The sequence below is a fragment of the Marinobacter panjinensis genome, assembly GCF_005298175.1.
In the GTDB taxonomy this organism is placed as follows: Bacteria; Pseudomonadota; Gammaproteobacteria; order Pseudomonadales; family Oleiphilaceae; genus Marinobacter; species Marinobacter panjinensis.
The window spans coordinates 3,215,435-3,228,438 of record NZ_SZYH01000001.1 but is presented as its reverse complement, the minus strand read 5'-3'; the positions used below and the strand labels follow the sequence as shown (position 1 = coordinate 3,228,438).

The window sequence follows — 13,004 nt, the reverse complement described above, 5'->3', positions numbered from 1 at the left end:
ATTGACTTCAGAGGCCACAAAAATTGACTTTAGAGGCCACCGTTTCCCTGGGCTGGGTGAATACCGTCATTGCTGCGGCTCAACGACTCTCCGTGGACGCAGACGCCCTGCTGGCCACGGCCGGTATTCCTGTTGCTGCCCAGGAGCATGAGCGCTGGCCCATTGATGACATCACACGGCTCTGGCATGCGGCGGAGCGTTGCACCGGTGACCCCGGCTTTGGCCTGAAGGTGGGCGCGGAATTCACCCCGATGAGTATCAGTGGTGTGGGGTTTGCCCTGCAGTCCGCGGCAACCCTTCGTGAGGCGGTGGTGATGGTTCAGCGGTTCCAGCGGCTGATCTCTGATGGCGGGCGGTTCCAGATCCTTGCCGGCGATTCAGCCACTTGGCTGGTTTATCATCCCCGGCAGGGGAAGCTGGCATTCAGCCCTCACCAGATTGAAGCGGTTCTGGCGGCGGTAGTGGGCTTCGCCAGCTGGGTAACGGGAACCCGAATGGAGCCGATGCGGGTACAGTTCAGCCAGCCCCGGCTTGGGCCGCTGCAGGGGTATCAGGCGGCATTCCATTGCCCGGTGGAATTCGAGCAGGCCTTCAGCGGTGTGCTGGTGGATAACGCCGTTCTGGATCAGCCCCTGCCCCAGGCAGATCCTCAGCTGGCGCAAGTGCACAAGCGCTACACAAAGGCCCGGCTGGCCGCCCTTTCCATGAGCAGTGCATCCGTTCCGGAAATACGCCGATGGCTCGCTTCCCGGCTTGGTCCGGTTCTGCCGCGACGGGGCGAAGCTGCGGAGGCACTGGGGCTCAGTGAGCGCACGCTGTCGCGAAGGCTCCGGGAACAGGGTCAGACGTTCGATGGCCTGCTGGATGACGTGCGCCGGGAAAAGGCACTTCAGGCAGTGACTGATACCGGAGCTACCCTGCCCGAGATTGCGGAGTCACTGGGGTTCGCGGAGGTGAGCACGTTTTACCGTGCCTTCAGGCGCTGGACGGGCTTGCCGCCGGTGCGCTGGCGCAAGCAGCAAAGCTGACTCTTTCGCAAGAACAGCCTTTGCGGCTTGTTACATCCCGGTTTTCCCTCGACAATGCACTGTCACACTTACCTGTCACGGAACTGAAACATGCTAGAGAGCCTGGCCATGGTACCTGAAAGTTTTACGCTGCCGGACTCCATGTTGAGGCTGCTGATCAGTACCGGGCTACTGATTCTGGCCATCATCATCCTGCGGACTCTGACTGCGCGCTTTATACGGCGAAACGTGACGTCTTCGGAGTTGCGGGGCCGGTTGCTGGTGAACTTCCGCAACGGCTTCCTGCTATTGGGGATACTGGGCCTGGCGTTGATATGGGGTGACCAGATCCGCTCCCTGGCACTGTCTATCGTTGCCATTGCCGTTGCCTTTGTGGTCGCCACCAAGGAACTGATCCTGTGTGTATCCGGCGCAATCCTGAAAAGCGGCGCCGGCTCTTTCAATCTGGGAGACCGCATACAGGTTAAGGATTTCCGCGGTGATGTCATCGACCAGACCCTCCTGGCGACCACCATCCTTGAGGTTGGTCCCGGCAAGACTGGTCACCAGCGCACCGGGCGGATGATCGTGGTTCCCAACGCCCTGTTCGTGTCTGAACCGGTCATCAATGAGAGTTTTACTGACCATTGGGACTTCCATGTTTTCACGGTGCCCTTTAAACGGGAGGACGACTGGCATGCTGCCCAGAAGGCCCTGCTGGATGCCGCCAATCGCCATTGCGAGCCCTATCTTGAGGCGGTTCGCAAGCACATGAACAAGGTTGGCGTTTTGCGAGGACTGGAAGTCCCCTCGGTAGACCCGAGGGTGACCATCCAGGCGCCGGTGGCCAGCGAAATCCACCTCACCGTGCGGCTGCCCGCCAAATCCGGACAGCGCAGTTACATAGAGCAATCCATCCTGTCAGAAGTGTTTGCCGACACCGATTTCTCCAGCAAGAAGCCACGCCCCTCTGATGACGAAAAAGAGGAGAAGAACGAACAGGACGACTAGGAAACGGCGGGCTTTTCGGAAATAGTTGCCCGTGCCTGCAACTTTGTGATCGCTCTGCCCGTAGTTGCTTGTAGCCCATCTGAATTCAATCGAACGGATGGGAACTACAGACTGCAAGGAGAAGGCAATGAACAAGCACACAAAGATCGCAGCATTTCTGACCGCCACCCTGGTTTCCACCGCTTTGACTTCCGGCGTTGCGCTGGCAGGCGACCATTCCAAAGTTGGCGTATGGGGCGACGATCAATCCGCCTCTGAGGGTACCGTGACGGCAAAGAAAGTCATGGCCGAAAAGAACGGCTGGTTGGTGGTGCACCGCACTGACGACGCCATGAAGCCTGGCCCGGTAGTTGGCCACGCGCCGCTGAAGAAGGGCAAGAATATGGATGTGGCGGCTATACTCACCGAAGAAGTCGCCTCCGGTGATATGTTGATGCTGATGCTCCATAGTGAAGACGGTGGTATGAAAACCGGCACCTTTGAATACACCCTCGGCGCCAAGGAAGACGGACCTATCCGTAAAGACGGCAAGCTGGTGATGGCTACCATTACGGCCAAATAACCACTAAGGTCAGACTGTGCAGCACCTGTAAGGTGCATGCGTCCCTGGCCACTTGTGGTCAGGGACGGCTTGACACCTGCCTTGCCGTCGTGATGTTATCACCTGTAACAATGTTACTGATGATAACTTATGCCTGACACTCCAACCGCACTGAAAGCCAGCTACCACCATGGTGACCTGCCACAGCAGGCGCATCAGTTAGCTCTGGAAACCCTGCGCGAACATGGCGACTCCGCCATCAGCCTGCGCGCCCTGGCCAAACAGATCGGGGTCAGTGCCCCGGCGTTATACCGGCACTTTATCGACCGGGAAAGCCTGCTGGCAGAACTGGCCGTTACCGGCTTTGAAGCCCTGCGGAAGCGCCTGCTGGCAGTGGATCAATCGAGTCCGAGGCTGGCGTTGGTAGATATTGGCCTGGTGTACGTATCTTTTGCACAGGACGAGCCCAATCTTTACCGGCTGATGTTTGGTGGGCGGGTATTGCCCAAGGGTGTTCACCCGCGCCTGGACACGGCAGGCAAGAGCGCGTTCCAGGTGCTGGAAGACACCATTGCCCGGGCCCAGCAGGCGGGGTATGTGAAGCCCATTCCCCTTTCACTGATGACCGCTGCCGCCTGGTCGCTGGTGCATGGGCTTTCGCAACTGACCATCGATGGCCATCTACCCAGTGCCAAAGTGGAACCCCACCTGGCGGAAGGCGTTGTCACCCTGCTCCTGGACGGCTCGCGCGCGAACAATAATGATCAACCTCACAAGGACACCTCCTCATGAGCAGCCCCAAACCCAGCACCATTCGTGTCGGCCATCGTTACCGCGCCAATCGCCTGAACGGCCCCTACGACGCCATTGTTATAGGCTCCGGCATCGGTGGGCTGACCACCGCCGCCTGTATGAGCAAACTGGGCAAGAAAGTGGTGGTGTTCGAGCAGCATTACACCGCCGGCGGATTCACCCACAGTTACGACCGCAACGGCTACGAGTGGGATGTGGGCGTGCACTACATCGGCGATGTGGGTGCGGACCACACGCTGACCAAGCGACTGTTCGACCATATTACTGATGGTCAACTGAAGTGGGCGCCCATGGACAGCCACTTCGACCGCATCTTCATCGGCAACCGCCATGTGGATCTGGTAGCCGGGCCCGACAACTTCAAGGCCGAACTGAAGAAGGCCTTCCCCGGTGAAGAAAAAGCCATCGACACTTACCTGGGTTACCTGAAGCAGGTGGCCAAAGCCATGCCGGGGCTGGTGATTGGCAAAGTGCTGCCCGACCTGGCCGCCGGCCCCCTGCGCAAGCTGGTCGACCGCACGGCACCTTCGTTCCTGAACCGGCCCACCCGTGAAGTACTGGAAGGTCTGACCAGCAACCAGGAGCTGATTGCCGTACTCACCGGTCAATGGGGCGACAACGGTCTGCCACCCGCGGAATCCAGCTTCATCATCCATGCGCTGATTGCACGCCATTATCTCTACGGTGGTTACTACCCCATCGGCGGCGCGTCGGAAATGGCCAGGACGATCATCCCGGTCATACAGCAGAGCGGCGGTGAGGTGTTCACCTACGCCGATGTGAAGGAAATCCTGATCGAAAAGGGCAAGGCGGTTGGTGTGCGCATGGCCGATGGTGAAGAGGTCCGCGCCCCACTGGTGATCAGTAACGCCGGCGTGTTCAACACCTTCGACAAGCTACTGCCCGAATCCGCACCCCACCGGGACTATTACCAGCAGAAGCTGAAAACCGTGGAACGCTCCATGGCCAGCAACTGCCTGTACATTGGCCTGCAGGACACCGCCGAGAACCTGAAGCTGCCGAAAACCAACTACTGGATCTACCCCGGTGCCGATTATGAAAAGCAGGTGAGCGATTTCATGGCTGCGCCCGACGACACCGATATTCCGCTGACGTACATCTCTTTCCCTTCCGCCAAGGACCCGAGCTTTGCCGAACGCTACCCCGGCCGCGCCACCATCGAGATTGTCGCTCCCGGGCCCTACGACTGGTATGCAGACTGGGCCGACAAAACCTGGGGCAAGCGCGGCGAAGAGTACGAAGCGAAGAAAGAAGCCTATGCTCAGCGCCTGCTGGCCAAGCTGTACGAGAAGTTCCCGCACCTGGAAGGCAAGGTGGACTACTACGAGCTGTCCACGCCCCTGTCCACCGACTACTTCTGCCGCTACAGCAAAGGCGAGATCTACGGCCTGAACCACACTCCGAGTCGCTTCGAACAGGACTGGCTGAAGCCCAAAACCCGCATCCCCGGCCTCTACCTCACCGGCCAGGATGTGATGACCTGCGGCGTGGCGGGGGCGATGATTGGAGGGCTACTCGCGACGGTTGCGGTTAGTGGCCTGAAGGGGTTGCCGTTGGCGAAGAAGATGTTTGTGGGTTGACGGGTATTCAGTCACAACAGGCACTGCACTGGCTGAAAAGATGAAACCTGAAACGGCGTGATACCCTGATCAGATAGATTAATTCAGACAAGGAGGCGCAATGCTCTGCTTCTGCTACGGCTCGAATATGTCACAACGAAGACTTCAGGCCCGGGTTCCGTCGGCCCGATTCGTAGCCGTGGCAGAGCTCCCCACTCATCGGCTGCGTTTCCACAAGGCCGCGATGGACGGCTCCGCCAAATGCGACGCAGAAGAGACCGGCGATCCGGTAGATCGGGTCATGGGCGTGGTGTACGAGATCGCCGAGAATGAAAAGCCGGACCTGGACCGACATGAGGCGCTGGGGCGAGGATATGATGAAAAGCAGGTCAAGCTGATAACCGGGGAAGGTGCTCTTGGAGCCTGGATGTACTACGCCACCCGCTTCAATGACTCGCTGAAACCCTTCCACTGGTACAAGGACCACGTTCTCATCGGCGCCCGGGAAAACGGCCTTCCAGCCGACTACATTGCGCAGATTGAAGCCGTGATCTCCATCGACGATCCCAGGCCCGGTCGACATGAGCGGGAGTTGTCGATTTATGGCCAGCAAAAGAGCGGCAACTGAGCTATCACACCCCCAACCGATCCCGTAACCCGTAATACCAGGCTCCCAACGCCGTTAACGGAACCCTGAATGCCCGCCCGCCCGGGAATGGGTAGTGCGGCAGACTGGCGAAGGCGTCGAAGCGATCGGCCTGGCCTTCGATCGCCAGCGCCAGGGCTTTGCCCGCCACGTGAGTGAAGGTAACGCCGTGGCCGGAGCAGCCCTGGGAATAGAATACGTTGTCCTGTAGCCGGCCCATCTGTGGCAGGCGGGACAGGGTGAGCAGGAAGTTGCCGGTCCAGGCGTAGTCGATCTTTACTTGCGCCAGTTCCGGGAAGGTTTTCAGCATGTTGGGGCGGATCAGCCGCTCGATGTTGGCCGGGTCGCGGGCACCGTAGACGACGCCACCACCGTAGATCAGGCGCTTGTCGCCGGAGAGGCGGAAGTAATCCAGCAGGTAATTGCAGTCCTCCACGCAGTTGTCTTCGGGCAAAAGTCGTTTTGCGGTGGCCTCATCCAATGGCTCGGTGGCGATGATCTGCGAGCCGCAGGGCATGGACTTGGCGCCCAGCTCCGGCACCAGTCCGCCCAGGTACGCATTACCGGCCAGAACAACGAACTGTGCCTTCACCTCTCCTTCCCTGGTTTTCACCATTGCCGGCTGGCCGGGAAGAATCTGTATGACTTCGGAATGTTCGTGGATGACTCCGCCCCGGGATTCCAGTGCTGCTGCCTCGCCCAGCGCCAGGTTCAGCGGATGGATATGCCCGCCCGTGTGGTCAATGGCGCCACCGACGTAACGGTCGGTGCCGACACGGGCGCGGATAGCTTCCTGATCCAGCAGTTCCAGTTTGTCATAGCCGAACCGTCGCCACAGCGCCTGCTGGGCTTCCAGATGTTTGAGCTGGCGCGGGTTCAGGGCCGCGAAAATGCCACCCTCTTTCAAGTCGCACCGGATACGGTAATCCCTCACCCGCTGCCGGATGATCTGGCTGCCTTCAAAAGCCATGTCCGCCAGCAGTCGCAGATGGTCTGGCCTGGTCTGGCGTTCGATACTGTCCAGATCCCGACTGAAACTGTTTACGATCTGGCCGCCGTTGCGGCCTGAAGCACCCCAGCCCACCGTTGCCGCTTCCAGCACCACCACCCGGAAACCGGCCTCTGCCAGAAACAGCGCGGTGGATAAGCCGGTATAACCTGCACCCACCACGCACACGTCCGCCTCGCATTGACCCTGCAATGCCGGGCGTCGGGGCGCCTTGTTAGCCGAGGCGGCGTAATAAGAAGGAACCGGGGGATACTGGGTCATAATGGGCGCCGTACAGGGTGACGAGCTGATCAGGGGTTGATCAGGGGGTAGAACAGAGTGCAATCCGGAGGCGGCCGGGAAAAGCGGCCGCCGACACAAGTTTATGCCAGGACCCGACATTCGGGAAGACAGGTTCTTCTACCTATACCAGGGGCCGCGATTGGTCGCGAAAGTGCTGCTATGATTGACCAATTCCCTTGCCTGAGAGCCAGCCATGAGTCATCCCGAACGTTCAACCGCGCCTTCCCTGACACCCTCCGATCAGGCCGGCTGGCAGGCCATGGCAGATCACCTCAGCTTTGAAAGCCGAGCCTATGTGAATGGTGCCTTTCAATGGGCTGTTAACGGTGAGACCTTCTCCTGCATCAGCCCGGTGGACGGGCGTGAGCTGACCCGTGTTGCCAGTTGCGACCAGGCCGATGCCGACCTTGCGGTGACCGCCGCCAGGAACGCTTTCGAAAGCGGCGCCTGGAGCCAATTGGCGCCCGCCAAACGCAAGGCCGTTCTCATTCGCTTCGCTGAACTGATCGAGGCCCATGGCGACGAACTGGCCCTGCTGGAAACCCTCGACATGGGCAAACCGGTCAGCCACGCCCGTGCCGTGGATGTACCTGCAACCGCCCGCGCTATTCGCTGGACTGCTGAAGCCATCGACAAGGTGTATGGCGAACTGGCTGCTACACCCCACGACCAGATCGGTATGATTTCCCGGGAGCCCATGGGTGTGGTGGCCGCCATCGTGCCCTGGAACTTCCCGATGATCATGGCCTCCTGGAAGATTGCCCCGGCCCTCGCCACAGGAAACTCGGTCATCCTCAAGCCCTCGGAGAAATCCCCGCTCACGGCGATTCGCCTGGCGGCTCTGGCGGAGGAAGCCGGCGTACCTGCAGGAGTGTTCAACGTGCTCCCCGGCTATGGCCACACCGTCGGCAAGGCCCTGGCTCTACATATGGATGTGGACTGCCTGGTGTTCACCGGCTCCACCAACGTTGCCAAGCAACTGATGATCTACGCCGGCCAGTCCAACATGAAACGGGTGTGGCTGGAAGCCGGTGGCAAAAGCCCCAACATCGTCTTCGCAGATGCGCCGGACCTGAAAAAAGCCGCGGCAGAAGCGGCCACCGCCATTGCCTTTAACCAGGGCGAAGTGTGCACTGCCGGCAGCCGGCTGTTGGTGGAAGAAAGTATTCGCGCCGAGTTCATCGGCCTGATTCGCGAAGCCCTGAAAACCTGGCACCCCGGCCATCCCCTGGACCCGGCAACGACCTGTGGCGCCATTGTCGATCAGGCTCAGCTCGACCGCATCATTGACTACATTGGCATCGGCCAGTCCGAAGGCGCAACACTGGTGGAGGGCGGCAAGCGGGTGATGGAAGAGACGGGCGGCCTTTTTGTTCAGCCCACGGTGTTTGATGGGGTGAATAATAAGATGCGCATCGCCTCGGAGGAAATCTTCGGGCCGGTATTGTCAGTGATCGGGTTCAAGACGGCTGAGGAAGCCATTACCATTGCCAACGATTCGATCTACGGCCTGGCGGCGGCGGTGTGGACCTCCAACATCAACACCGCCCACAAAGTGGCCAGGGCGCTCAGGGCCGGCAGCGTGTGGATCAACCATTACGACGGTGGTGACATGACCGCGCCCTTCGGTGGCTTCAAGCAGTCCGGCAACGGCCGCGACAAGTCCCTGCACGCCTTCGACAAGTACACCGAAATCAAGGCCACCTGGCTGGTGATTGAATAATTGGGGCCTTACACCGTGTGCAGGTACCAAAGGTATTCCAGATCCGAGATGGTCATCTCGAACTCGTTCAGTTCGTGCTCCTTGCAGGCCACGAACACATCCAGGAACTGGCTGCCCAGGTACTCCGCCATCACCGCTGACTGGCCAAGTTCCCGCAACGCATCCCGCAGGTTGTTCACCAGGCTGGCTTCGTGCTGCTCATGGGCGTTGCCCACGGTCACCGGCGGCGGCTCGATCCTGTTGGTAATGCCATAGTGAATGCCCGCCAGCACCGCTGCCATCAACAGGTATGGGTTGGCGTCCGCACCGGCGACGCGGTGTTCAATGCGCAGTGCTTCGGGATCTCCACCAGGCAGACGCAGTGACGCGGTGCGGTTGTCGACACCCCAGGTCGCCGCGCTGGGCACGTAATACTCGGGGCTGAACCGGCGATACGAGTTGATGTTGGGGCAGAACAGCGCCATGGCATCGTTCATGGTGGCCACCAGCCCACCGATCGCCCATCGCAGAATGTCGTTTGGTTGCTCCGCATCGCCGGCGAACACATTGCGCCCTTCCCCATCCACCAGGCTCACATGCAGGTGCATGCCGCTGCCTGCCTGGCTGTGGTAAGGCTTGGCCATGAAGGTGGTGTCCATCTCATGGTCGTAGGCCATGTTCTTGATCAGGCGTTTGAGCAGGGTGGCGTGATCGCAGGCTCGCACGGCATCATCCACGTAATGCAGGTTCACCTCGAACTGGCCAGGAGCAGATTCTGCCACCAGAGCGTCGGCCGGCAACTCCTGTTCACGGGCCGCATCCAGTATATCCGCAAGGAATTCCGCGTATTCATCCAGATCATCAATGGAATAGGCCTGGGTGCCTGCCGGACGCTTACCGGAAATCGGTGACTTAGGCGGTTGCGGCCGACCGGCCAGGTTCTCCTGGTCAATCAGGTAGAACTCCAGCTCATAGGCGGCAACCGGGGTGAGGCCCAGGGCTTCGAAGCGCTTGACGATATTCTGCAGCACCACGCGGGGGTCCGCGAAAAACGGTGTCTCCCGGTCCAGTTCGAACATGGTCAACAGCAATTGCGCAGTAGGACGCTTCTGCCAGGGCTCCATGGTCAGGGTGGCATCTATGGGCAGGCACACCCGGTCTGCCTCGCCAATATCCAGGCCCAGGCCGGTTTCTTCCACGGTAGTGCCCTGGATGTTGAGGGCAAAGATGGAGGCCGGCATGGCCACGCCCCGCTCAAATACCTTCGCAAGCGACGACGGATCCACCCGCTTGCCGCGAACAATGCCATTCATATCCGGAATCAGCAGGTCAACAAACTGCAGCTCGGGATGCGCCTGAAGAAATGCGTTAGCGCTCGCAAAACCAGAACCCATAAGGTAAACCTTTCAGAACTCGAACAGGCCTGTGGCGACGGGCCGACACAGGGGGTTTCAAGGCTCCTTTATCCTGCTTTCCGGGGCAATTTGCAATATAGGGATAAACCACGCTCAGTAACTTGCACCCAGCAGTTCATGATACTCCGCCCGAAACCGCGCAAAACTCAAATACCGGCCCCGATGATCCACCAACTCCACAGCATCAAAAGCCTCGACAAATGCCCGGGATTCGCCACTACTGATTACTCCGGGGTAGTCGCCCTTCCAGTCCATGAACTGAACCAGATCCAGTAACAGCGTCATGGCAAGCGCACCGTTGGCCTTTTCCAGGTAGCGATAGGCCAGGGCGTAATGCTCGTAGCGGAGACTGGCGTTACCGGCATCCTCTCTGGTGACGTCCCGCAAGGGCTCATAATCGTAATGCTGATAGGCGGATGCAATCGGCTCTCCAGCCACCACGGTAGCCTGGCCTTCGGCGAACCACAGCGGCAGCAGGGTATGATGAGCATTGTAGCGGCTCAGGTTTTCCTGAACGTAGTGGGCCAGATCATGGGTGAGAATCTGGCCGGTGTCGTAGGGCCAGCTTCCATGGTAGGGCGCGATGGCGACAGCAGAGAGCGATGCGGAGGAAAGCTCTGCATCCGCAACGTGCGGACTCAGGCAGGCAATCAGTTGTTTCGGGTACGGCGCCGCGGCACTGCGCTCATCAATAAAGTCATGCCACCCCATGCGGAACTGGCTCAGCACATCATCGATCCGGTTATCCAGTTCGGTGGCAGCCGCACGGAAGGTGGTTTCACTATAGGCCGGTGAGCCATAAACCCGAACCCGCTCGTTGGCGGTTTCGAAATACAGCGTATCGCCGATACAGGCCTCAGACTCACGGTTCAGGCTCCAGCCGGTATCGGGAAAATAGTGCCCGGTGTCCCTGGCGTCCACAAAATAGCCATGGGTGTAATGGCTTTCATCGTATCCATAATGATGATCATCTGACGTACTACTGGCTTTGCAACCAGACAGCAGAACAACCGCCAGTCCTACCCCTCCTTTAACCCACCTGCTTGGCCACATTCTCATGAGCTCTCTCCGCGATCCACTGTTACTGTCTATCTTCCCGAAGCACTGAAGAACTGTCCGTCAAGGGGGTGTAAAAACCAGGTAAAGGCCGACAAGGGTTCAGGCGACTGGTGTCATTTCCCGGCGAATACTATGCTCAATGCATTACCAACCGCCGGCGGTCAGGGAGGGACACCGACCATGAACTATATGCCAACCACTATTCTTGCTTTGGGCCTTTTGGCTCTTACCTCCCGGGCTCAGGCGGCCACCCCGGGGGATGCCTCCCGTGGTGCCGAAGCTGCTGCCATGTGTGCCTCTTGCCATCAGCCTGATGGCTCCGGCAAGAATAACGAACAGGGCGAATCCTGGCCTCGGCTGGCCGGCCTGAACGCCGAGTACATTGCCAAGCAGTTGCGGGACTACAAATCCGGTGAGCGCGAGAACGCCACCATGAAATCCTTTGCCAACATGCTGTCGGACCAGCAGATTCTGGATATTGCCGGGTACTACAGTGAGATGACCCCCACGCACGGCCAGGAGATCACAGATGCCAGCGAGGCGGTGCTTCAGCGGGGTCAAAAGCTGGCCGAAAGAGGTGACTGGTCGAAGTATATTGTCTCCTGCAAGAGTTGCCACGGCCCTGAGAACCAGGGCGCCGGCGCAGTATTTCCCGGCATTGCCGGGCAGCACGCCCGGTATATCGAGGCGCAACTGAAGGCCTGGCAGTCAGAGAACCGCAAGAACGACCCGCGGGACCTGATGGGCTCCATTGCCAGACGTCTGAACGACGAGGACATCCAGGCTGTCGCCGCCTGGCTTGCAGCCCAATCGCCCGTGCTCAATACAGAGGAGTCGCAGCCATGAAATCACCGTTTGCTTATGCCGTGCTGGCAGGTTCTCTTCTTTGTTCAACGGGGATTGTTGCGAGCGACCACACAGAGGACTACATCAATACCCTGACCGAACTGGGTTTTCCAGCACCGGAAGACAATGAACTGGTCCATATCCCGCCGACCCTGGAAGATCTTGAGCAATCCGACATGCACCCGGAGCTCAAGCGAGTGATTCGCCGGGGCCACGACCTGTTCACCAATACACAGCAGCTTCGCGGTGAGAACGTTTTCAATAATATGAACTGTTCCAACTGCCACCTTGGTGAAGGCCGCATGCCCTTCAGCGCCCCGGTCTGGCCGGCAGCGGTCACTTTGCCCGGCTATCGAGGCAAGAATGACCACGTCAATAACCTGGAAGAGCGTATTGCCGGCTGCTTTACCTACTCCATGAACGGCAAACCGCCCGCGTATGGCAGCGACAATATGGTCGCCATATCGGCGTATCATCAGTGGCTCGCCAAAGGCGTGAAAATGTACCCGGAAAAACCGGTCTATGGTCGCGGTTTCCCGGCACCAGAGCGTCCGGAGCAACTGAGTTACGCGAACGGTAAGCAGCTGTTCAATGACAACTGCGCCGTATGTCATGGTGAAGACGGCCAGGGCCTTCGCGTTGATGGGCAGACGGTGTTTCCTGCACCCTGGGGTGACGGCTCCAATAACTGGGGTGCCGGCATCGTGCGATTGGTTACCGCAGCCGGTTTTATCAAGAACAACATGCCATTGGGTCAACCGTTATCCCTGACGGACCAGGAAGCCTGGAATATCGCCTACTATATGAATAGCCAGGAACGCCCTCAGGACCCCCGCTACACCGGCGATATAGAGGAAACCCTCGAGAAATACGGCCCGACCTTCCACAAGCATTCACTGTACGGCCAGACCCGGAAATCCGACGGCAAGGTGCTGGGAGACCATTCCAACACAGGCGAGAAGGACTTCCTGCAGCCGGAATCGGTTCATCCACGAACGTTTGAATAAAATTATGTAGCGTACCCTGCGTTCTCGTGATAAATATCGCGCGAAAGACCTGCAAAATACTGCGTGCGTCCTGCACGCTTTGTATC

12 protein-coding genes are annotated in these 13,004 nt (G+C 59.2%); 9 read left to right on the top strand and 3 right to left on the bottom strand.

Annotation, left to right across the window (positions count from 1 at the left end; genetic code table 11):
* Positions 1–23 precede the first annotated feature (23 nt).
* From FDP08_RS14775 to FDP08_RS14750, 6 genes are all read left to right on the top strand, one after another.
* Positions 24–1,028 (top strand): AraC family transcriptional regulator, encoded by a 1,005-nt coding sequence (locus FDP08_RS14775; RefSeq protein ID WP_137436888.1) that lies wholly within the window; start codon positions 24–26, stop codon positions 1,026–1,028.
* 90 nt (positions 1,029–1,118) lie between these two features.
* Complete coding sequence (locus tag FDP08_RS14770) at positions 1,119–2,018, top strand: mechanosensitive ion channel domain-containing protein (RefSeq protein ID WP_170979039.1); 900 nt, start codon at positions 1,119–1,121, stop codon at positions 2,016–2,018.
* A 127-nt stretch (positions 2,019–2,145) separates the two neighbouring features.
* Entirely contained in the window at positions 2,146–2,580 is a 435-nt protein-coding gene (locus FDP08_RS14765; protein ID WP_137436887.1) for a DUF7282 domain-containing protein, read from the top strand.
* A gap of 129 nt (positions 2,581–2,709) precedes the next feature.
* A complete protein-coding gene (locus FDP08_RS14760; RefSeq protein ID WP_137436886.1) occupies positions 2,710–3,351 on the top strand; it encodes a TetR/AcrR family transcriptional regulator in 642 nt (213 codons plus the stop codon).
* On the top strand, positions 3,348–4,973 hold the full coding sequence (locus FDP08_RS14755) for a phytoene desaturase family protein (protein WP_137436885.1): 1,626 nt from the start codon (positions 3,348–3,350) through the stop codon (positions 4,971–4,973). Before FDP08_RS14760 ends, FDP08_RS14755 begins: the two co-directional genes overlap by 4 nt.
* Positions 4,974–5,073: 100 nt before the next feature.
* Positions 5,074–5,580 (top strand): gamma-glutamylcyclotransferase family protein, encoded by a 507-nt coding sequence (locus FDP08_RS14750; protein WP_137436884.1) that lies wholly within the window; start codon positions 5,074–5,076, stop codon positions 5,578–5,580.
* A 4-nt stretch (positions 5,581–5,584) separates the two neighbouring features.
* On the opposite strand, the gene FDP08_RS14745 is transcribed toward FDP08_RS14750, so the two are convergent.
* Positions 5,585–6,868: an NAD(P)/FAD-dependent oxidoreductase gene (locus FDP08_RS14745; RefSeq protein WP_137436883.1), complete on the bottom strand. Its 1,284-nt coding sequence runs from the start codon at positions 6,866–6,868 to the stop codon at positions 5,585–5,587.
* A gap of 280 nt (positions 6,869–7,148) precedes the next feature.
* On the opposite strand from FDP08_RS14745, the gene FDP08_RS14740 reads away from it, so the two are divergent.
* Positions 7,149–8,612: an aldehyde dehydrogenase gene (locus tag FDP08_RS14740; RefSeq protein WP_228263367.1), complete on the top strand. Its 1,464-nt coding sequence runs from the start codon at positions 7,149–7,151 to the stop codon at positions 8,610–8,612.
* Between the two features lie 8 nt (positions 8,613–8,620).
* On the opposite strand, the gene FDP08_RS14735 is transcribed toward FDP08_RS14740, so the two are convergent.
* A complete protein-coding gene (locus FDP08_RS14735) occupies positions 8,621–9,985 on the bottom strand; it encodes a glutamine synthetase family protein (RefSeq protein ID WP_137436881.1) in 1,365 nt (454 codons plus the stop codon).
* A 114-nt stretch (positions 9,986–10,099) separates the two neighbouring features.
* The gene (locus FDP08_RS20510; RefSeq protein WP_228263320.1) at positions 10,100–11,065 is read right to left on the bottom strand and encodes a hypothetical protein; all 966 of its coding nucleotides are present in this window, start codon (positions 11,063–11,065) and stop codon (positions 10,100–10,102) included.
* 180 nt (positions 11,066–11,245) lie between these two features.
* Between FDP08_RS20510 and FDP08_RS14725 the strand changes: the two genes are divergently transcribed.
* Positions 11,246–11,911 carry a c-type cytochrome gene (locus tag FDP08_RS14725; RefSeq protein WP_137436880.1) on the top strand — a complete coding sequence of 222 codons (666 nt, stop codon included), beginning with the start codon at positions 11,246–11,248 and terminating at the stop codon, positions 11,909–11,911.
* Positions 11,908–12,918, top strand: coding sequence for a c-type cytochrome (locus FDP08_RS14720; RefSeq protein ID WP_137436879.1), 1,011 nt, complete (start codon positions 11,908–11,910; stop codon positions 12,916–12,918). The genes FDP08_RS14725 and FDP08_RS14720 overlap by 4 nt, the downstream gene beginning before the upstream one ends.
* Positions 12,919–13,004 lie beyond the last annotated feature (86 nt).